Below are 21,867 nucleotides of genomic sequence, written 5' to 3' on the forward strand. Positions count from 1 at the left end.
TTTAAACTCAAAACAGCTAGCTATTTATTATTTCAAATCAAACAAAGTACAAATTATTTGATTTAAAACCGTTTTTAATGCGCTACTTAACAATTGGTAGTATTTGTTTAAAGGTAGACGTCCCTGCTTTTGTTGTCCATTGAAATATGATGGTCTCTACACAAGAGACTATAGCACCGGCTTGACGAAGCTGTTCTAGTGCAATAGCTTTGTGCTCTGTGTTTCTTGATGCTACTGCATCAGCTGCCACAGTGACCGCATAACCCTGCTGTAATAAATCTAAGCATGTTTGTAACACACAAACGTGCGCTTCAGTGCCAATTACAACTATATGTGGGCGATTTAATTGCGCAAGAATATCTAAAAACCCCTCTTGTGCACAGGCACTAAAGTTAATTTTTTCAAAATAGCGTGTATTAGGTAACACAGATTTTATTTTCTTATCACTTTCACCTAGTCCTTTTTTATAATGTTCTGTAATTATTGAAGGAATTTGATGAATAGCACTTGCTTTTGCTAACTGCAGAGCACAATCTAGCGTGTCATTAAACGAAGCAATCGCTGGTGCTAACTTACTTTGTAAGTCGATAACTAAAAGTATACTGTGCTCTGCTTTAATATTTCCTGCGTAATTCATACTATGTCCTTACGTTATAACTAGATTAACCTTGTAAAAAAAACAACAAACAGTTTACATTTAATGCTTTTTGTAATTTTTGGATTAAACTCATGTTATATTACGCCAACATTTAATATCAACCTTGTTCGTTGTAAGGGTAAGTGCTTTTGAGTAAGTTTTTCTTTATTGTTTATATGTTTATATTTGTTTGCTCGCAGCATAGTTTTGCTTCACAAACTTATTCAGAACAATTACAACATGTCACTAACAACGAACAATTGTCGCAAAGCTTTATAGTGAAATCACTCCAAGATGACATGGGCTATGTATGGATTGCTACAACTGAAGGTTTATACCGATTCGACGGATACCAAGTCACGCCTTACGAGAGCGAATTGGGTTTAAAAAATAACTACATTAATAGTATTTATAAAGCAATTGACGGCCAAATTCTGGTTAATACTCAACTTGCAGGAAGTTATTTGATTAACCCTAATACCTTGCAAGCAGAGCTAATATATTCAGGGCACTTAAACCAAAATCAAGAAAAGTTCTCTCCTATTCAGGCTGTTGCTGAACAACCGGCGCATTTTTATTTTTCTATTGATTCGCACATCTACCGATATGGTAAAACATCAAAAGATCTAACACTCATCTCATCTTTGCCCGATGAAAATATGTTTATTAGAGCATTATCATTATACCAAAACACATTGTATATTGGTGCCGATCAGGGGCTATATGTTTATAACTTTGCCAATAACGACCTACAACAAATAACACTTAACGACATTCAAGAAGTTACAAATGATAGCAACAATGTTAAATTTTTATCCATAGATGATGAGCTCGGTTTGTTAATTGGTACGGTTGAAGGAATGTATCGGATTGCTTTTGATGAAATTAAAAATATAAACCCTTCAGCATTAACAACTTTGATAAGTGACTATAATATTTGGGATTATATAAACACACCGTATGGTGAGTTTATTGCCACAGAAAGTGGGTTATTTGAATTCGATAGAAAAAACACAAGCATTAGCCCTATTTTAAACTTCAAAGATAGTAACTACAACGTAACAGAGAACACGATAAACGATATTATGTTTGATGAGTCGGGCTTACTTTGGTTAGGTTCTAGAACACATGGAATATTTACTTGGGCAGCACAAACAAAAAAGTTTAAAAAAATAACCTTACCTGAAAATAATATTGTAAACACTATTTACCAAGATAATAGTAAATTACTGTGGATAGGCACTGACGATGGGCTTGTTCAGTATAACTTAGAAACCCAAAAGAGTGACTTATATCTACAATCTAAAGATAGCAAAGCGGTCTATGGCCTATCGGCTATAGGTGATATTTTCCCTGCATATGGCAAAGGCGATAACTACCTATGGCTAGCAACTTTTTCCGGGCTCGATCTCTTTAATAAAGAAACAACAACATTTGAAAAAAACAAATACATTACTCAGTACAAGTTAAATACCGACTATACGTTCGGCATTGCACAAGTTGCACCCGATACTTTTGCTTATATTAACAATGATAACTTTTATATATTTAATGGTAACACAGGCGAAAACCGAGTTATTAATGGACTAAAAGAGCAGGTATCGCCTATGCTTGCATATACGTTTCATACCCCATCTAAGGCTTTCCCTGGCGAATTACTGTTAAGTACCTCTGACACACTTTATCGATACAACGAAGAAACAGCGACTTTAATTACTATTTTTAAATCTAAAACAGCAAAAAACAATCTTTACCATACAGTAGAGAATTATTATTACGATGCTAAGCGAGGGCTGCTGTGGTTAGCCACCACCCAAGAAGGCTTAATTGCAGTAAACGCTAAAACATATCAGCAAGTGCATGTATTTGATAAACACAACTCATTAAATACTAACTCTATTTTTAAACTTATTGCAGATAATAAAGACTTTTTATGGATAAGTACTGATAACGGTCTTTATCAACTTAATTTAGATACGCTTAACATCACCACGTACACAATAAAAGATGGCTTAAGTAACAATCACTTTACAGCACTAGCAGCATTAAGGTTACACAACAACGAGTTAGCGTTTGGTAACCGTAGCGGCGTGCTAATGTTTGACCCAGAGCAATTTGATAATGAACAGCGAAAAATCAATAATAACTTAGCAATTACTAATATTAGTTTGTTTTCACAAGCCCTTAATTACTCCCCTTCAAAATACAGCACTGATCCATTAATGCTTAAGCACGACGATATGGGCTTAACGGTTCGGTTTTCAAATTTTGATTATAAAAATATTAATAAAACCTACTACAAAGTAGAGCTTACAGGCCCTTCGTCTTTGAGCTACAACGATTTAAAATCTAACCAGGTGTTTTTTACTAAATTACAACCTGGTGATTATATTTTGTCTGTGTCTACTCAACAGCGAAATGGAGTGATCACAAGTGACCCCATACAGTTAAAATTTAGTGTAGCTTACGCCCCTTGGCAGTCTCCTATTGCATATACTTTATATTTTATTGCTATTGTTGTTATTTTGTTTTTATTTTTCTGGCAATACCGAAGCCGTAAAATTGCAATTGAACAAGCTCACCGCGCCGCTGTGCACTCTAAAACACAAACTGAGCTGGCACTAAAAAGTAATAAAAGCGGTGTATGGAACTATAGCTTTGCAGATAACTCAGTAAATACAGATAGAGGCGCAGAGCTTGGCTACGAGAACTTACCTGAACGCATCGATATAAGTAGTTTTTTTAATATTATGCATCCTGATGAGCGTCGCAGGCTACAAAGTAAATGGAATACTTTTACAAACCAAACTAAGCAAAAACATTGGCAAGCTACTTATCGTTTACGGCACAAAGATGGGCACTGGTTATGGTTTCATGATTTGGGGCAAACTATTTATAATGAAGACACTAAAGAGCCTCTTTATGTGTCGGGTATTTTTACTAATATTACCGAGCAGCTGGCAAACGAACAACAAGCCAAGATATTAGGCGAAGCATTTAGTCAAATAAATGACTTTTTACTTATTTTAGATGAAGACCTCGTGCCATTTTCAGCCAATAACAGCTTTATGGATGTGTTTTCTGATGAAGGCAGAGAAGGGATTGTTACCTCAAAATTATTTATTAATGCCATTGGTCAAGCTAAGTGTAGAGAGTTTGCAACAATTTTAAAAGCACTTAAACCAAAAGAAAACTGGCGAACAAATGCTTATGTAAAGACCACAAAAGCTGAAAAACACCCTATTCATTTAAGTGCCACAGCCGTTGCTAATGAAAAAGATAAAGTCAGTTATTATGTTATTGTTATTACCGATTTAACAGAGCAGAAACGCGCTGAAAATGAGTTACGCTACCTTGCTAATTACGATGCGTTAACGGGCTTACCTAATCGTAGTTTAATGAATCAAAAAATCGAAAATGCCATTACAAGCGCCGCTAAAGACGATTCGCAATGCGCTGTTATATTTATAGATTTAGATAAATTTAAACCCGTCAATGACTCTTTTGGCCATGCAGTGGGTGACAAACTATTGTGCAATATTACCGAGCGAGTGAGCCAATACTTAGGTGATGACGCTACATTTGGCCGCCAAAGTGGTGATGAATTTTTAGTGTTAGTTGAAAACGTTACCTCAATGGCCTCTTTACAACACACTCTCAACGAAATGAGCAAAGAGCTGGCTAACAAGGTTATTATTGAAGACTTCGCTATTAATATATCAGCCAGTATTGGTATTGCATTGTACCCATACGATGCAACATCGACCGATGCCCTCATACGTAACGCAGATATTGCCATGATGCATGCTAAACAAGCAGGCAGAAATGGATTTCAGTTTTTTAATGAAAAAATGAATGAGCAAATTAAACAAAAGCTTATTCTTGAAAACGACTTAAAAGATGCTGCTAGGGACAATCTGTTTTTTAATCACTATCAACCTATTGTTAATACACTAGATAAAACAATAAGTGGGGTTGAATTACTCATGCGCTGGGAAAACCAAGGCAAACCGGTTTCTCCCGCTTTATTTATACCTATTGCTGAAGAGACTGGCTTAATTGATATGCTAACTGAGCAAGCATTAGAGCGTGCAATTACTGAGCTTGCTCCACTTTTGAACATTAACCCGTTGTTTTACATATCGTTAAATTTGTCTCCAAAACATATTTTAAAGGCCAACATAACGCAGCAGCTCAGCTCCATACTAGAAAAAGCACAGATAAAACCACAACAACTTCGTTTAGAAATTACAGAAAACACGCTATTAGAAGATAAATACAAAGCAGCTATGCAACTAAAAAACTTACAGGCTGCTGGGTTCAAACTGTTTCTTGATGATTTTGGCACTGGCTATTCATCGTTAACTTATTTGAGTCAATTTCCAATTAATGTGATAAAAATAGATCAAAGCTTTGTTAATAGTATTGGTATTGATAAAGGGGATGAATCTATTATTAAAACGATTTACTCACTCGCTGAAAACTTAGAGTTATATTGTATTGCAGAAGGGGTAGAGACGCGGGAGCAGCTAGAATTTTTAAAAAATATTGGCTGTCATCAGCTACAAGGTTACTACCTTGCTCGCCCTATGAGTGCTAACGATTTAATGAGCCCGGAGTGCTTCGAAAAAATTATTGATTTGATATGAAACTAAAAGCGACTTAGTTAAGTCGCTTTTAGGTTTAACGCATTAGTGTATGTGCTTGCATTCGTAGCTTTCTATTTGTAATACGCTGTTGCGCACATTAAATTTATCTGCAAGCAGTTTAATTACCTTTAAGCGGCACTCTTCATCATGTTTTTCTATAGTACAGTGTTGTTTTAGCACAACATGAGCACCAACAATAACCTTTTTGTTTTTACGAACAACAGTGACATTGTGCACATTTGCAACATGTTCCATGGTGGTTATTTCTGTTTCAATATCGGCCACTTTAGGTAACTTAGCTTTATTTGAACGCAACCCCTTGAGACAGCTAATAATGACCTTAATACCGGTAAACAAGACAAAAGACGCAATTAACATGCTCGATAAAATATCAATTACATTCCAGCCTGTTATGTATATAAGTACACCAGCAGCAAAAGTAGAAACCGTTGATATTAAATCAAAAAACGAGTGTAAAAACACGGCATACACATTAATGCTCGCCTTACGGCCTTTATAAAGCACCCATGCCGCTGCGCCATGAAATAAAAAACCAATAGCAGCAATTACCGACATTAAGTAACTATTAATAACCAGCTCATGTCCCCCTTTATGATGCATAAAGCGCTCAGTGCCCTCATATAAAATAAGTGAACTAATGGCTAGGTATAAAACGCCGTTGATCAACCCCCCTATTAGCTCTGCTTTTTGATGGCCATCGTTATAGGTTTTAGCTAAATGAATAGCAAAGCTAGACGCAATGAGAGCAATGAACAAAGAGCTATTATGAACAAACAAATGCCCTGCATCAGCAAGTACTGCAAGTGAGTTTGCGTAATACGCACCCACTAATTGAATCACCATAAATGAGCAGGTAATTGCAAGTGCAATTAACAAACGGCGACGAGAAGCGTGATGTGTGGTTATTTCTGTCATGAAATATAATAGACCTTCACTAAAAATAAAGTAAGCTTATGAAATAAAGCAAATTGGGAAATACGTAATGATATACAGTCACAATTGTAATACGTAGGCCAAATAAACGCACTAAAAACTTAGTAAAATACAAAAAACTGTACTAAAAATAACTAAGCGGATACAAAAATAATAATTAATTCATAAATATGGGTAGTTTTCATATTTTAATGCGGAGAAACCAGTGAGCTATGACTCAAACAATACAATTTGGCAGATTTTTAATCTAATTAATTTAGCCGTGATTGCTTATGATAATAAAACGCATCACTACACGTTAAACCAACATGCTAAAACACTACTTAATATAAATAGTGATGACGCTGTTAGTAACGATGTTTTTAAGAGTATTACTCTTCGCGACTTTAATGATGATACGGTGATAACCATTGAGCAATTATTTTCATCAAATATCACAGCTGTTTTATTAGAGTGTGAATTTTCGCCGCAGCTTTTAAATGTAAACCACTCAATTATTGATGACTCTGTTTCTATGATCACTTTAGAGCAAGACCATAGTCACGCAGAGCAATATAATTTTGACCATATTATTTCAAAAATATCCACCAAACTAATTGATATTCAAAATGACAACATTAATCAACAAATTAACTTTGCACTCAAAGCCATAGGCACCGTTTGTAAAGCAGATAGAAGCTACTTATTTGAATTTAATACCGATAGTGAAACTTTAACCAATACTCACGAATGGGTCAATACGGGTATTATCGCTTGCAAAGACAGACTGCAAAATGTACCCAAAGTTGAACTACCCTACTTTTTTGAAATAATGAATGAGAGTCATCTATTTCAAGTGAATGATATTGAACAATTACCAGCAAAAGCCGACGCTGAAAAAGTTGAATTTAAAGAGCAAAATATTCAATCTGTTTTGTGCATAGGCCTGCGCTTTGACAAAGAGCTTGTTGGTTTTATTGGCTGTGACTGTGTTAACACAAAACGCCACTGGAGCAAAATAGATTTAATAAGGATCAAGCTCGTAGGCGAAATTATTAATAACGCACTCAAAAACATAAACTATAAAAAAAAGCTGCAGTTAGCCCAAGAACAATTAATTAACGCTAATACAAAATTAAATAAGTTAGCAAACACCGATGCACTTACTGATATTGCCAACCGCCGATTTTTTGATACTTCCCTAAAGAGCGAAATTAAACGCTCTGCAAGACAACACCAACCAATTAGTTTAATTATGTGTGATATCGACTTTTTTAAGCCCTATAACGACAATTATGGCCACCACAAAGGCGATGAAACGTTAAAACACGTTGCTCGTGCTTTAAAAAGTTTATGTAAGCGTGAGGGTGACATAGCAGCTCGCTATGGCGGTGAAGAATTCGCAATCATTTTACCTGCTACGAATATAGAGCAATGCCATAAATTTGCTTTGTTAATTGAGCAAAAAATAAAAGCACTTAATATTACGCATGAGTTCTCTCCTATTGCCCCTTACATAACACTTAGCTTTGGTTGCTTTTGTAGTTATCCAAATGCAGATACACACACAGAAACCCTAATAAAAAGCGCTGACATTGCTTTATATAAAGCAAAGAAAGCTGGCAGAAATCAAATATGTATTTTTGAATAATAAACAATCATAAATTACTCTTTTCACAATGAAAGTCATATCATTATATTAATAACCACTTTGTGCTATTTAAATGAACAATAAATTGCCCATTTAAATTTATAAATTAAAAACACTTTCTTAGCTTAAGTCATCAGCACTTGGGATAACCACGCCATATAAGTCATTAATGGTTGCTAAGGCACTTTTATGTAGATCAGATGCCAACACATCACTTACTGAAGTTTGTAATGGCCTTGTAGCGCACGCGTCAGCGACTACCGTTGCGTGGTTACCTCTTAAAAATGCACCTTGCGCTGTAAATGTCACACACATGTGGGTCATAAACCCAACAATGATCAATTTATTATTACCAATTACATCTACTTGTTCGCCTAAGTCTGTTCCTACAAAACTATCGGGAGCTGTTTTAACGATAACTTTTTCATCCGCAATTGGCGCGACACTTGAGTGTATTTGGCCTATTTCGGCATTAATATCGTAAGGCGAGCCCTCACCACCATCATGCATAATATGAATAATTTTAGAACCACCAGCACGTGCATCAGCCAGTAAAATTGCCGCATTATTAAGAGCATCTTGCCACCCTTCTAACTCCATAACACCTTGTGTATAAGTATTTTGATAATCAACAAATATAAGTGTGGCGTTTTTAAGTGAAGCGGGTGTTGAGTCAAGCCCATTAAGTTCACGAAGTGTCGTCGTCATAATTTATCCTTTAATACCGAGTAAAATTTAAGTTTATAAGCTATCACGGCTGTGACAGCCGTGTTGCTGCGTTTGCACCGTGACAGCTTATACTTTATAGTCGGTTGCAAATAGCGTCCTAAAGGACGGTAGTCGATGATATTAGGCCAAAATGACATTACTCTGTGAACATACCGTTGCGATTGTTGCTTATAACAATATCAGTTTGTTTCACCTATCTATTCCGTGTAGTATTTTTGGTGAAGACTTAGACCGCGTGGGCGCTCGTCCATATAAAGTTACAGTATGTACAGAAACTGTAGGTCTGGTGCCAACACTTTCTGGCTTTCCCATAGAAATAAAACAAGACCTGTCAATACTTGAAACTGCTGATACTGTCATCGTACCCGCGTGGTGCGATCCTGATATACCCGCCTCAACAGCTTTACTTAATGCACTTAGCCGTGCACATGCTCGTGGAGCAAGAATGGTAGGTTTATGTTTAGGCGCTTTTGTGCTTGCTGAAGCAGGTATATTGGATGGCAAAACAGCATCAACCCACTGGGTATGGGCTAACGACTTCGCAAAAAAATACCCAAAAGTAAACTTTGATAACGATGTACTGTACATTGACGAAGGGAATGTTTTTACCTCAGCAGGCGCCGCTGCCGCAATTGATTGTTGCCTACATTTATTACGTCGTGATCACGGCGCAGATATTGCCAACAGCGTGGCCAGACGCATGGTTGTGGCGCCTCACCGCAGTGGAGGACAAGTACAGTACATAGAAAAACCCATTCCTCGACACATCGATAGTAACCGTTTAGAGCCGGCTATCACTTGGGCACTAAAAAATTTAACTAAACCTTTAACAATCGATGAACTCGCCAGTAAAGCAAGTATGAGTCGCCGTAATTTTTCTCGACTTTTTAAAAAAGCAATGGGCACTACATTTACACAATGGCTGCTGAGTCAACGTCTAACCATCGCGCAGCAGCTATTAGAAACAAGTAACCACAATATAGATAGAATTGCTAATCAATCTGGGTTTTCATCGAGTGTTAACTTTCGACAGCAGTTTTTAGCCGCTTTCTCTATTTCACCTTCCGCTTACAGAAAGCAATTTAAAAGTAGCGAGCCGCAATAAAAAGTTACTCGCACATACGCAAATCACTTGTTAGCATGAGGTATTATCAAAGGATGGAAATGAGCATGACGAACAATAATCATACGTTAGTCGTTGAAGGTGGTGCAATGCGCGGTATTTTTGCTGCAGGTGTGCTTGATGAGTTTTTAGAGCAAGGATATCAACCCTTTAATCGGTATTTTGGAGTATCAGCTGGTGCTACAAATGTGGCAGCCTATTTATGTAAGCAGCCAACACGCAACTACAAAGTGATCACCGATTACTCCTGCAGGCCAGAATTTATTAACCTCGCACGTTTTATCAAAGGCGGCCATCTATTTGATTTAGATTGGCTGTGGCAAGAAACAGTTCGTGAAATCCCCTTGAATACCGACGAATTCTCGCAATCTCGTTACGATTTTTATATTGTTGCAACGGCAATAGATTCAGGTAAAGCTCACTATTTGCAAGCAACGGGCAATGAAATGGTTGAGCAATTAAAAGCCTCTTGCGCCATCCCAATCGCTTATCGGGATTACCCAACAATAAACGGGATCGCAATGACCGATGGTGGCGTTGCCGATTCTATTCCGGTAAAAAAAGCCTATGAAATGGGTGCATCAGAAATAACAGTTATCCTTTCCCAACCTTTAGGCTATCGTAAAAAAGACAACAAAGTACCGTGGTTAACTAAACAACTCTATAAACAGAGCCCTGCGCTTGCAGAGGCCGCCATACAGCGTTCTAAAAATTATAATGACAGTATTGATTTTTTGCACAATGCTCCATCAGATTGCAAAATAAATATTATTGCACCACCAACAGGGTTTAAAGTCGGCCGCACCACTAAAAATCGAGCTATACTCAATTCAGGCTATCAAATGGGCATAAGTGAAGCTAAAAGTTACTTGGATAACCCTAGATTTGGTAGCAATGGTTATGAACGATAAAACCATTCCAAACAGATTGCCCGAAGTCAAAATTGCATTTACTCATACACCCAAAGCTATTGAAATTATAAAGTATGTTTATGGTGAACGTTACTCAACGTGCTTGAGCATACACAGGTAATACAAGAAGGGTTATTAATAAACAGCGTGGACTCAGAAGAAATATATAGTGATATAACCCTGAATTTACATCTAATTCAAGCTATTAATTTTTAAACCCGCGAGTTAATGTAGTAAGGAATTATGTGTTAATGGCTTATTGTCAAAAAATAGATTATGTTTAGGCATAGTGCTTGCTTGTGTTCTTGTGTACGTACTAAATAAATTAAGGTTTTTTGTGAATTTTCTTCGATGCTTTCATAATATAGTCTCTGATCAACAGCTTAGCTTTGATCAAAAAATTGCAGACTTACTTGCTTTTGGGCTCGATGTTTTTCAGCTCGATTTGGCTATTATCAGCCGCGTAAAAAATAATTCTTACACTGTTTTACATGCTATTACCCCTGACAATTCTCTTGCTATTGGTACTGAGTTTGAGTTAAACGGCACCTATTGTACACATACTTTGTTGGCCAACTCTGCACTGGCATTTCATAATGCGTCGCAAAGTAGTATTGCAAATCATCCTTGCTATATTAATTTCCAATTGGAGGCGTATATTGGAGCGCCTATACGAATAGGTACTGACGTATTTGGAACTGTTAACTTTTCATCAGCTCAAGAATGCCCCCCTTTTAGCGATGAAGCTTATGATTATATTGAATTACTAGCTCAGTGGTTGGGCTCAGAATTTGCGCGCAATCAGGATAAAGTTAATCTCACTAAAAATAGTGACACCTTATTGAAACTTGAAAGCGTTGCAAATATAGGCACATGGGAAGTCGACCTAATAGACAATAGCATTTTTTGGAGCCAGCAAACTCGACGTATTCATCAAGCCGAAGAAGGCTATACTCCAAACATGGAAACAGCCATTGAATTTTATAAAGCGGGTAAAAGTCGAGATAGCATTAATAAAGCGGTAGAAAATGCGGTATCTAAGGGTGAAAAATGGCATTTAGAGCTGGAAATAGTTACCGCAAAGCAGCAAAATATTTGGGTGTCGACTTTTGGAGAGGCCGAGTTTAACAACGGCAAATGTGTGCGATTATTTGGTACTTTTCAAGATATAACTGAAGCCATTAAGTTACGCGAAGAGTTAAAACAAAAAAAAGCACTTGCAGAACAACTCCTCCAAGACCGAAGTATGCTGTTTGCCAAAATTAGTCATGAGCTTAGAACCCCGCTTAATGGTATTACGGGAATGTTAGCGACTCTCATTGATGAACACGATTATGACAAGCGGGCAGAAAAAATTAAAGTCGCCCTTCGAAGTGCTGACATTTTATTAAGTATTATTAATGAAGTACTCGATTTTTCAAAAATAAATCATGGTGAGTTAAAACTGGAGCCTCACCACTCTCTACTTAAAACGGTATTTACCGATTTGGTTTCTTTATATTCGGTATTGTTTAGTAATAAACACATTGAACTGCTAGCCACTAATCTCATTCCTAATGATGTTTGGGTATACTGCGACACCTCTCGATTAAGCCAAATTGTCTCTAATTTACTAAGTAACGCGTTAAAATTTACAGAGCATGGATCTGTTTCTCTCTATTCGCAATTAGCATTAGACACAAAACCCCCTTTACTTACCATTAAAATAACCGACACGGGTCGCGGCATGAGTAAAGCGTATTTAAACTCATTATTTAAGCCTTTTACCCAAGAGGTTGATGCTAACAACAATAAAGGCGGCACCGGATTAGGTTTAGCAATTGTTAAAGAACTCGTTGGTTTTATGAATGGCAAAATTGAAGTAACGAGTGAGGTTAATGTGGGTACGTGTTTTACCTTAACTATCCCGATTGAACTTGGCAAACAACAAATACAGACACCGAGTCTTAAATCGATTAATAATCATGGTGCCAAATTATCAGTACTGGTGGTTGATGATAACGAAATAAACCGCCTTGTATTAGAAGCTGCGCTGGATAAGTTTAATATAAAATCAGACTTTGCCATAGACGGCCAAGACGCAATTTTAAAGTGCAAACAAAAGCATTACGATCTTATTTTTATGGATTGTATTATGCCAATACTTGATGGTTTTGAAGCTACCAAACAATTAAGATCTAATAACATTTGTAGCCCCAAAAGCACATATATCGTCGCTCTGACGGCTAATGCTTCTTCCCAAGATAAACTAAGCTGTAAACAAGCGGGCATGGATATGTTTATAGCCAAACCATTTAAGCTTCCAGCAATAGAAGAAGCAATTACAAATACATTAAAAAGGCTGAGCGTAGCCACATTATAATAACGAGTGTCGCTCAGATTAACTTGCACTAGAAAACAAAGGATCATTATGACAAATAAAATTATTGGTATTGTACTTATTGTTATTGGTATCGCACTGGCAATATGGGGCTATGACGTTTATGACTCAGCAGCCTCTCAGGTTACCCGCGCATTAAACGGCGAAACACCTATGGAAGCCTGGCTTGGCTTTATTGGTGGCGCAGTCTGTATTTTAGTGGGTATTACCCGACTTAAATAGCGCTCAAAAAAGCCGCCTTTGGAGAGGACGGCTTGGGTGAACAAACAGCTATGGGTGAGAGCTGTTATATCAAGAGACTTTAAGCTAAAACACTATTAAGCAGCGCTTTGCTCTGCATCGGGCGTTTGACGAATTAAATAGTCAAACGCACCTAGGCTTGCTGTTGCGCCCGCCCCCATCGCAATAATAATTTGCTTAAATGGCGTAGTGGTTGCATCACCTGCAGCATAAACGCCTTGTAACGATGTTGCGCCTTTGGCATCAATGAGTATTTCACCAAATTGGCTCAGTTCAAGGTCGCTGTCTTTCAACCATTCGGTATTAGGTATTAAACCAATTTGTACAAATATACCGGCTAAGTTCAACTGTTTACTCTCGCCGCTAAGGCGGTCGGTATAACTTAACCCCGTTACTTTTTTGCCATCACCAAGTACTTCCGTGGTTTGGGCGTTTTTAATAATAGTGATGTTTTTTAAGCTATTAGCTTTACGAATAAGTACCTCATCGGCGCGTAACGTATCAGCAAATTCAAGCACAGTAACGTGTTCAACTATATTGGCTAAATCAATTGCCGCCTCAATACCTGAATTACCACCACCAATAACCGCAACCGGTTTACCTTTAAATAGAGGCCCATCACAGTGCGGGCAGTATGCAACGCCATGGCCTTTATACTGTTGCTCACCGGGTACATTCATTTCGCGCCAGCGTGCACCGGTTGCTAGTACGAGTGATTTTGCTCTTAATACAGCGCCATTTTCTAAAGTAATATCATACCCATTACTGCCTTTTTGCAGGTTTGCCGCGCGTTGGTTGTGCATAACATCAACATCGTATTCTTTAACGTGTTCTTCCAACTGAGCCACCATTTTTGGCCCTTGCGTTGCTTTAATTGAAATAAAATTTTCAATCGCTAATGTATCAGCAACTTGACCGCCAAATCGCTCTGCTACAACCCCAGTATTGAGCCCTTTACGTGCTGAATAAATAGCTGCAGAAGCACCAGCTGGCCCACCACCGACGACAAGTACATCAAACACCGACTTTTCATTGAGTGATGCTGCTTGGCGCTGTGCACCTTTGCTATCCACTTTATTTAAAATATCAGTGAGGCTCATGGCCCCTTGGCTAAAGGGTTCACCATTTAAATATACAGCGGGTACAGCCAGTATGTTTCTTTGCTCTACTTCATCTTGAAATAACGCCCCATCAATCATGGTGGCTTTAATATTACTATTTGTTGCTGCCATAGTATTAAGTGCCTGCACAACTTGCGGGCAGGTTTGGCAACTCAAGCTAATATACACTTCAAAATTAAGTGTTTGTTCAAGTGTTTGTATTTGTTCAATGTCATCTTTACTTGCTTTACTAGGGTGACCACCCGTATGTAATAGCGCTAACACTAAGCTAGTAAATTCGTGTCCCATAGGTACACCTGCAAAGGTAATATGGGTGTTTTTTTCTGGTGAATGCACCACCATAGAAGGCCTGCGGGCGCTAGTATCGGGATTATCTATTACACTAAACTTATCGCTTAGTGACGCTAAATCGTTTGCAAGACTTTCTACTTCTGTTGATTTTTTGCTGTCGTCCAAGGCGATAAGCAGCTCAACAGGCTGAGTCAGCGATTCAAAATGGCTTTTTAGTTGGTTCTTTATGTTGTTATCTAACATGGCTTAGCCCCTTAAGGAAAATTAAAACAGCAAGGTTCCCATGCCATCAGTGCATGTGCGAAATTTTAGAAACGTGTGATGGCGTGGGAAAGTGCCCAGTGAACCTATACAGGCTCACTGGGTTTAGAGTCATGTTCTACTCTAAATTTTTGGTTAGTGGTAAGGTTTAAATCTTACCAACTAGGTCTAGTGAAGGTGCTAATGTGTCTTCACCTGGCTGCCAAGATGCAGGACAAACTTCGCCATCATGTGTTGCAATGTATTGCGCTGCTTGTACTTTACGAACTAACTCTTTAGCACTGCGACCAATGCCTAAGTCATGTGTTTCAACAACTTTAATTTCGCCTTCAGGGTTCATTACAAATGTACCGCGAAGTGCTAAACCGTCATCTTCAATCATGACACCAAAGTTACGTGTGATGCGTCCTGTTGGGTCACCAATCATTGGGTAAGTAATTTTACCGATGGTGTCTGACGTGTCATGCCATGCTTTGTGCGTAAAGTGTGTATCAGTTGATACTGAATAAACTTCAACGCCCATTTCTTGTAACTGTGCGTAATGATCTGCAAGGTCACCTAATTCAGTTGGGCATACAAATGTGAAATCTGCAGGGTAAAAGAAAAAGATAGACCACTTACCTAATACGTCTTTTTCAGTGAGTTCTACAAAGTCACCATTGTGGTAAGCTGTTGCATTGAAAGGTTGTAATTTTGTGTTAATCAATGAAGTGCTCATAGTATTCCTCATTTATGTTTAGTGTATTTAAAAAGTTAACGCCTTGTGCGTTGGCTTGATTAATACAATAAGGCCATTGAGAAATTAAATAAAATTGATTGTTTAGATTAAAACAATCGATTTTTAAGATTGGCGAGAGGCAAAGGGTGAACAGCTTGTTTGTTAGCCCCTCATTAAGAGGTGCTGAAGTACAAATAGTAAAGTGTCACGTACCAAAGTTTTGTTATGAGATTAATTTATCAAATTCACTTTCTGGCATTGGCTTATTAAATAAATAACCTTGGCCTTCTTCACAGCCTAGCTGAATTAGCATGTCTAACTGAGCTTGCTCTTCAATCCCCTCGCCCACAATTCTCAAATTAAGTGAGTGAGCCAAATGCGTTATGGCTTTAACTATATCGATACTTTGCTTATCGACAACCATGTCTTTGACAAATGATTGATCAATTTTTAATACATCAACAGGAAAAAGTTTAAGATAAGATAAACTTGAGTAACCAGTACCAAAATCATCTATAGCAATGCTCAGTCCTAGATCTGAGAGACCATTGAGCGTAGCAATTGTTTCATCAAAATCCCTCATAAGAGCGCTTTCTGTTACTTCTAATTCAAGATAACTACTAGGTAGTGCCGTATCTTCTAAAACTTGAGCTACATTTTCTATGAAATTAGGATCTGTAAACTGTTTAGCTGCCACATTTACCGCAATTTTAATTGGGTGGCCTTGGTCAAGCCACTTTTTTGCTGCCTTGCAACTTTGTTTTAACACGTTATGACCAAGCTTATTTATTAATCCCGTTTCTTCTGCTAACGGTATAAAATGAATAGGAGAGATTAAATTGCCATCTTCATCCCTGAGTCTCACTAAAGCTTCTGCGCCTACTATTTTCTTATCTGATAGTAATAACTTAGGCTGATAATGAACCTCTAACGAATTAGATTCAATTGCAGCTCTAAGTAATTTATCTATACTTTGACGCTGATGAAACTCATGTTCCAAATCATCTGAAAAATAACAAAATCTATCTCTTCCGTGTTCCTTAGCTTTATACATAGCAGCGTCAGCATGCGACATCATCAACTCAGCAGTATTTGAGTCTGTGGGATTAATGCTTATTCCAACACTAATTGTTAGGTTAAATTCTTTACCATCAATACGAAATGGTTGATGCATAGCATGCACGAGGTCAGAGGCAACCGCATCAACATGACACGTTGATTTAATATCGGGTAACAATAAAACAAACTCATCTCCACCAACCCGCGCAAGAGTTGTATTTAAATCAACAATTGACTCAAGTCGTTTGCCTACAAGTTTAATGATTAAATCGCCATAATGATGCCCTTCGGTATCATTTAAATATTTAAAATGATCAATATCTATCAGCATTAAAGCCACACAAAAACCATTGTTTATAGATACTTGGCACGCATGCGCTACGCGATCATGGAGTAAAATACGATTTGGTAGGTCTGTTAACTGATCATGGTTTGCCAAATGGCTCATTTTTACAGCCATCGCAATGGATTCGCTAACATCATGAAAAACTATAATCCCTCCGATTATATTTCCTTCCCCATCTCTAATAGGGGATGCGGAGTCTTCAACACGATGTACTCTGCCATCTAAACTGGTTAGTTGACAGTTTAGTGCCATAGCTACAATACGCTGCTCTTTAAGTGCAATAGAAATAGGATTTAAACTTTTATGTTTTGTGGTGGCATCACATAACTGCATTATATCTGTAATATGTTTTCCTACTGCCTCATGCATTATCCACCCCGTCATTCTCTCTGCAATGGGGTTCATAAATGTAACGTTTTCTTCTTTATCTGTAGCAATAACCGCATCACCAATCGAATTAAGGGTTACGCGCAATCTTTCTGATTCAATAGCAAGTAACCGCTGAGAATGCTTTAATTGTTGCTCTTGTGTTTTTAGTTTTAAATGGTTGCCAACGCGTAAACGGCACACCTTAAGATCGACTGGCTTTTGTATGTAGTCAATCCCACCCAGCTCCAAAGACAAATGCTCAAACTTACTTTCATTATGAGAGGTAATAAATATTACCGTTACACCACTGGTTTTGGGATTGTTTTTTAAGCGTCTACACACTTCTAACCCACTAATATCTGGTAATTCAATATCTAATAAAATAATTTCAGGTAAAAACTGCTGTGCTTTTTCAATCGCACCAAAACCAGTATCGCTGCATATAACTTCTGCGATATCTGATAAAGCCCCCTCTAGAATCATTAAACTAGAAGGCTCATCATCAACAATAAGCACTCGATGCGCAAAGCTTTGATCTATAGTGGTTAACACAATAAAGTCCCATAAAAAAATTAAACAAATGCGATTAAAGTCTAGCTGAGTTAACCTAAACGTCCATTAATTACCTAAAATACATACTAACAATATTAAATTTATTGTGTTAGCTACAAGATGTCTATAATCATCTGCAGTAAACATAAGCCAATAAAACCAAAACTCCTTTTTAATAGTTTAAGCTTTTTTCTTATTTTTTCTTATTATTAAGCTCAAACTTGATAAATTACCTATAGTTCTCTAGGTTTAATTATAATTAAATAATGGCTTGTTTTTAATTGGAGTAATGGATGCCAATAAATCTTAAAAAAAGGATAATTCGTCAGGTAAGTAATTACACCCTTTTATTCCCTATTTCTTTATCTGCCATAATTACCTTAATTGTTGTAGCCATTATTATTAATGAAGCAAGTTTATCGCGCTCAGTACTTGGCTCTGTAGAACTAGAAATAATAGACAAAAACCAATCTATTAATTCACAAACACAAGAGGTTATTGAAAACTACCGTCGAGATATTCGTTTTTTACACGCAACCCCTCCAATCAAAGGCTTAGCCAGGGCATCAAATAACAAAGGTGTAGACCCACTAGAGAACACCACCTATGCTCAATGGAAAACAAGGCTTGAAATTATATTTGCAGCGTTTTTAAAAAATAACCCAGATTACGAGCAGCTAAGAATCATCAGTACCAACAAAAAAGGACAAGAACTGGTAAGGGTTGATCGCGTTCAGGGCGCTGTAGAGGTTATAGATTTAAATAGGCTCCAAAATAAAGGAGCGCAAGAGTACTTTACGGCCAGTAGTAACCTCTCTGATGGCGAAATGTATCTGTCTGAAATTTCGTTGAATAGAGAGTACGGTAAAATAGAGTTTCCTTATCGCCCGATGTTGAGGCTATCTATGCCAATTTTTGATGAAAATCAAAATAGATTTGGCTTTATCATAATTAACGTGAATGCTAATAACTTATTAACCCTTTTAAAAAACAGTATTAATACACCATTTCAACTCGCTTTAACTGACAGTAACGGCTATTTTCTCTCACACCCAAATAAAGATTTCACCTTTGGTAAAGACCTAAACAGTGATATTAGCATCAATAATAATTACACTTTTAACCCCGTTGCTGATAGCTCATTGTCGCTTATAAAACCAAAAAGCAATGCGCAAACAAGTTATTACACCGCAAGAAAAAAAATCACTTTAGCGCTGGGTGAAAAACAAAACTTTTTATCTAGTCACGTTTTAGCGCCTGTTGAGCATATTAAAAATATTGAAATGGAACGTAGAACAAAGCTCTACGCCTTTTTACTTATTTTGGTTGTTGTATTAACTATCATTCTCGCATTTTTCAATCGTAGTCTTCGCAAAAGCCAAGAGCTTGCAAATGCGCGCGCACAATCTGAGGCAATTATAACCGGCTCATCTGATGCGGTAATTGGCATTACCAATAACGGTATTGTCTCTAGTTGGAATAATGCCGCAGCTCTGATGTTTAAGCTTGGAGAGTTAGAAGCAATTGGAAAATCAATTAATGATTTAAAAATAATAGATCAGCTAAATTTTAACGAGATAATTGAAAAGTTCACTGATGGTACTCGTCAATTTAAGCAAAACGCTAGTATCAGTAACGGCTCTACTAAACGCTACTTTTCACTCTCTTTATCAGCCATTATCGATCAATTTGGAATGTTTATTGGTATTGCAATAATAGCCAGAGATGTAACCAAAGAGCGCACCATTGAGAATAAAATAATAAAAGTAAATCATGAGCTTGAAAATAAAGTAGCCATCCGCACAAAAGAGCTCAAACAAGCCAGTGAAGTAAAAAGCGCGTTTATTTCTAATATAAGCCATGAAATGCGTACTCCACTTAATGGCATAGTGGGTACTTTAAACTTAATAAAAAAAGAGCCATTAAGTGAAACACAAAAAAACTATTTAGAAATGACCGAAGTAAGTGTGAGTGCTTTATCTGTATTAATAAATGATATTTTGGATTTATCTAAAATAGAAGCAGGTAAACTTGAGTTGAACTTTAAAGAGTTTAATTTAATAAAATTAATCGAAAGCGTTTGTGGCAGTATGGCTGTTAAAGCTCAGGAGAAAGGTCTCGAATTTGTTTTAGATGTTGTTAATTTAAAATGTAAAACGATTAAAACTGACCCCCATCGTTTTTCACAAATCCTGACTAACTTAGTAAATAATGCGATTAAATTTACTGAAACTGGGTTTATAAAGGTCACCGCTTATTGCGAGCAAACAAGCAATGATAATGTGACTGTTCATGTAAATGTTACCGATAGCGGTGTAGGCATTGCACAAGAAAACCAGAGCAAATTATTTACCGCCTTTTCCCAAGAAGACAAAAGCGTGGCATCTAAATTTGGTGGAACAGGGCTGGGGCTTTCTATATGCAGACAGCTTTGTAACCTGCTAGGCGGAGAAATTAGCTTTGAGTCAGAAAAGTCACTAGGTAGTAGTTTTCACATAAAACTAACACTGAGCAATGCTGATACAACTCATTATAGTTTTACCCCACGATTAAAAAACAAAAGCTTTGCTATTGTGACTAAAAATAACGAGCTAGCCGACAGCATAAATAATTTAATAGCCGCTTTTTCTGGAAACAGCTTTTCATCTGAACAGTTACAACAATCTCTTTTATCAGATGATATAGAAAACGTGTCTTTACCTGACTTTATACTTATTGAACAAGACGACACATTATTAAAACGTTTAGATGAAATGTGGTCATCTATTGCTAATCATCATGCAATTAAAGTTATTTTATTAGCAAATCGCGGTTATCCGCAAATTAAAACTAGACACATGCAAGCCAGCTTACTTTCTAAGCCAATACTTATTTCAGAGTTTTTAAAAACAGTAGCCGATGAGCGCAGCATTGAAAATAAAATAAGTGAAAATAGCATTAATAAACGCCGTGAATCAGACTCAGTTAAAACTGATAATTCTGACTTTAAGGGGGCGCATGTTCTTATCGTTGATGATAACGACATAAATATAGAAGTAGCCGCGGGCATTTTATCATGCCTATCATTAGAGATAGATACCGCGTCAAATGGCCAACAAGCAATAGAAAAACTTGTTAACTCGGTGGCCAATAATCATCAATACCACTGTGTATTTATGGACTGCCAAATGCCAATATTGAATGGTTATGATGCAGCAAAAAAAATAAGGGCTGGTGAAGCAACGCCTCAAAATATCAATATTCCCATAGTCGCTATGACCGCTAATGCAATGATGGGTGAAAGACAAAAATGCCTAGATGCCGGAATGAGTGATTACATCACTAAACCTATCTCTGCAGAGGTATTAGTTGCAACGGCTACAAAGTGGTTGTCTTCAACTTTTATGAAAGAAGCTCTATTGGAAAATAATCAGCTTAACGAATTTAATAAACCAACTCCTGATACTTTAGATAGTCAAAGTTTACCTGATTGGGATAAAGATAACGCGTTATCCCGGTTATTAAATAATGAAAATCTGCTTATAAAAGTATGTGAATTATACCTTCAGAGTACACCAGTCAAACTAGAAGAACTTGAGGATGCAATAAATAACAATAATTTATCGCAAATATCAAAACTAAGTCATAGCTTGAAAGGCTCATCGGGTGATGTAGGTGCAGCTAATTTACATAAATTATTTGATGAGTTAGAAGTAATGGCCAGTGAAAATGCCATGGGCAGTATGAAGAATAAATTAGAGCTCATTCAAACTAGCTACAAAAAACTCGAGTCAACCATTAACAGCTACTTAGAGATACAACCCAGTAGTTAGCTTTTTAGTGGTGATAATGAATAAACCACTGAAAATATGTATTGCTAACCACTACCCCAAAAAATATAAAAGCACATAGGATGTT

Annotated in this window: 13 protein-coding genes; 7 read left to right on the forward strand and 6 right to left on the reverse strand. The window is 37.1% G+C overall.

Features of this window, described 5'->3' with window-relative positions; genetic code table 11:
• Positions 1 to 82: 82 nt before the first annotated feature.
• A complete protein-coding gene (locus AAEY57_RS15395; protein ID WP_350608172.1) occupies positions 83 to 637 on the reverse strand; it encodes an isochorismatase family protein in 555 nt (184 codons plus the stop codon).
• Positions 638 to 786: 149 nt separating this feature from the next.
• Between AAEY57_RS15395 and AAEY57_RS15400 the strand changes: the two genes are divergently transcribed.
• Positions 787 to 5,286, forward strand: a complete 4,500-nt coding sequence (locus AAEY57_RS15400) for an EAL domain-containing protein (RefSeq protein ID WP_350608173.1) — start codon at positions 787 to 789, stop codon at positions 5,284 to 5,286.
• 42 nt (positions 5,287 to 5,328) lie between these two features.
• Here the strand turns inward: AAEY57_RS15400 and AAEY57_RS15405 are convergent, their stop codons facing one another.
• Positions 5,329 to 6,222, reverse strand: a complete 894-nt coding sequence (locus AAEY57_RS15405; protein WP_013463085.1) for a cation diffusion facilitator family transporter — start codon at positions 6,220 to 6,222, stop codon at positions 5,329 to 5,331.
• 223 nt (positions 6,223 to 6,445) lie between these two features.
• Here AAEY57_RS15405 and AAEY57_RS15410 point away from each other — a divergent pair, with 223 nt between their 5' ends.
• Positions 6,446 to 7,870: a sensor domain-containing diguanylate cyclase gene (locus AAEY57_RS15410; protein WP_350608174.1), complete on the forward strand. Its 1,425-nt coding sequence runs from the start codon at positions 6,446 to 6,448 to the stop codon at positions 7,868 to 7,870.
• A gap of 120 nt (positions 7,871 to 7,990) precedes the next feature.
• Here AAEY57_RS15410 and AAEY57_RS15415 read toward each other — a convergent pair whose 3' ends face one another.
• The gene (locus AAEY57_RS15415) at positions 7,991 to 8,578 is read right to left on the reverse strand and encodes a cysteine hydrolase family protein (RefSeq protein ID WP_350608175.1); all 588 of its coding nucleotides are present in this window, start codon (positions 8,576 to 8,578) and stop codon (positions 7,991 to 7,993) included.
• Positions 8,579 to 8,729: 151 nt separating this feature from the next.
• Between AAEY57_RS15415 and AAEY57_RS15420 the strand changes: the two genes are divergently transcribed.
• The 4 genes from AAEY57_RS15420 to AAEY57_RS15435 all read left to right on the forward strand — a co-directional run bounded on the left by AAEY57_RS15420 (position 8,730) and on the right by AAEY57_RS15435 (position 13,235).
• Positions 8,730 to 9,704 (forward strand): GlxA family transcriptional regulator, encoded by a 975-nt coding sequence (locus tag AAEY57_RS15420; protein ID WP_350608176.1) that lies wholly within the window; start codon positions 8,730 to 8,732, stop codon positions 9,702 to 9,704.
• Between the two features lie 65 nt (positions 9,705 to 9,769).
• Entirely contained in the window at positions 9,770 to 10,633 is an 864-nt protein-coding gene (locus AAEY57_RS15425; RefSeq protein ID WP_502935495.1) for a patatin-like phospholipase family protein, read from the forward strand.
• A 337-nt stretch (positions 10,634 to 10,970) separates the two neighbouring features.
• Positions 10,971 to 12,995 (forward strand): hybrid sensor histidine kinase/response regulator, encoded by a 2,025-nt coding sequence (locus AAEY57_RS15430; protein WP_350608178.1) that lies wholly within the window; start codon positions 10,971 to 10,973, stop codon positions 12,993 to 12,995.
• Between the two features lie 48 nt (positions 12,996 to 13,043).
• Complete coding sequence (locus AAEY57_RS15435) at positions 13,044 to 13,235, forward strand: DUF3185 family protein (RefSeq protein WP_013463077.1); 192 nt, start codon at positions 13,044 to 13,046, stop codon at positions 13,233 to 13,235.
• Positions 13,236 to 13,330: 95 nt separating this feature from the next.
• Here the strand turns inward: AAEY57_RS15435 and ahpF are convergent, their stop codons facing one another.
• From ahpF to AAEY57_RS15450, 3 genes are all read right to left on the reverse strand, one after another.
• On the reverse strand, positions 13,331 to 14,908 hold the full coding sequence (gene ahpF, locus AAEY57_RS15440; protein ID WP_350608179.1) for an alkyl hydroperoxide reductase subunit F: 1,578 nt from the start codon (positions 14,906 to 14,908) through the stop codon (positions 13,331 to 13,333).
• 166 nt (positions 14,909 to 15,074) lie between these two features.
• On the reverse strand, positions 15,075 to 15,644 hold the full coding sequence (gene ahpC / locus AAEY57_RS15445) for an alkyl hydroperoxide reductase subunit C (protein ID WP_008115650.1): 570 nt from the start codon (positions 15,642 to 15,644) through the stop codon (positions 15,075 to 15,077).
• A 223-nt stretch (positions 15,645 to 15,867) separates the two neighbouring features.
• Positions 15,868 to 17,970 (reverse strand): two-component system response regulator, encoded by a 2,103-nt coding sequence (locus tag AAEY57_RS15450; protein ID WP_350608180.1) that lies wholly within the window; start codon positions 17,968 to 17,970, stop codon positions 15,868 to 15,870.
• Positions 17,971 to 18,263: 293 nt separating this feature from the next.
• Here AAEY57_RS15450 and AAEY57_RS15455 point away from each other — a divergent pair, with 293 nt between their 5' ends.
• Complete coding sequence (locus AAEY57_RS15455) at positions 18,264 to 21,782, forward strand: ATP-binding protein (protein ID WP_350608181.1); 3,519 nt, start codon at positions 18,264 to 18,266, stop codon at positions 21,780 to 21,782.
• Positions 21,783 to 21,867 lie beyond the last annotated feature (85 nt).

The sequence above is a fragment of the Pseudoalteromonas sp. MER144-MNA-CIBAN-0113 genome (genome assembly GCF_040308965.1).
Lineage (GTDB): Bacteria > Pseudomonadota > Gammaproteobacteria > Enterobacterales > Alteromonadaceae > Pseudoalteromonas > Pseudoalteromonas tetraodonis.

Bases quoted from the DNA above. Each gene is read 5' to 3' on its own strand.
- AAEY57_RS15395 (WP_350608172.1), bottom strand. From the start codon at position 637: ATGAATTACGCAGGAAATATTAAAGCAGAGCACAGTATACTTTTAGTT.
- AAEY57_RS15405 (WP_013463085.1), bottom strand. From the start codon at position 6,222: ATGACAGAAATAACCACACATCACGCTTCTCGTCGCCGTTTGTTAATT.
- AAEY57_RS15415 (WP_350608175.1), bottom strand. From the start codon at position 8,578: ATGACGACGACACTTCGTGAACTTAATGGGCTTGACTCAACACCCGCT.
- AAEY57_RS15420 (WP_350608176.1), top strand. From the start codon at position 8,730: ATGACATTACTCTGTGAACATACCGTTGCGATTGTTGCTTATAACAAT.
- AAEY57_RS15425 (WP_502935495.1), top strand. From the start codon at position 9,770: ATGACGAACAATAATCATACGTTAGTCGTTGAAGGTGGTGCAATGCGC.
- AAEY57_RS15435 (WP_013463077.1), top strand. From the start codon at position 13,044: ATGACAAATAAAATTATTGGTATTGTACTTATTGTTATTGGTATCGCA.
- ahpF (WP_350608179.1), bottom strand. From the start codon at position 14,908: ATGTTAGATAACAACATAAAGAACCAACTAAAAAGCCATTTTGAATCG.
- ahpC (WP_008115650.1), bottom strand. From the start codon at position 15,644: ATGAGCACTTCATTGATTAACACAAAATTACAACCTTTCAATGCAACA.
- AAEY57_RS15455 (WP_350608181.1), top strand. From the start codon at position 18,264: ATGCCAATAAATCTTAAAAAAAGGATAATTCGTCAGGTAAGTAATTAC.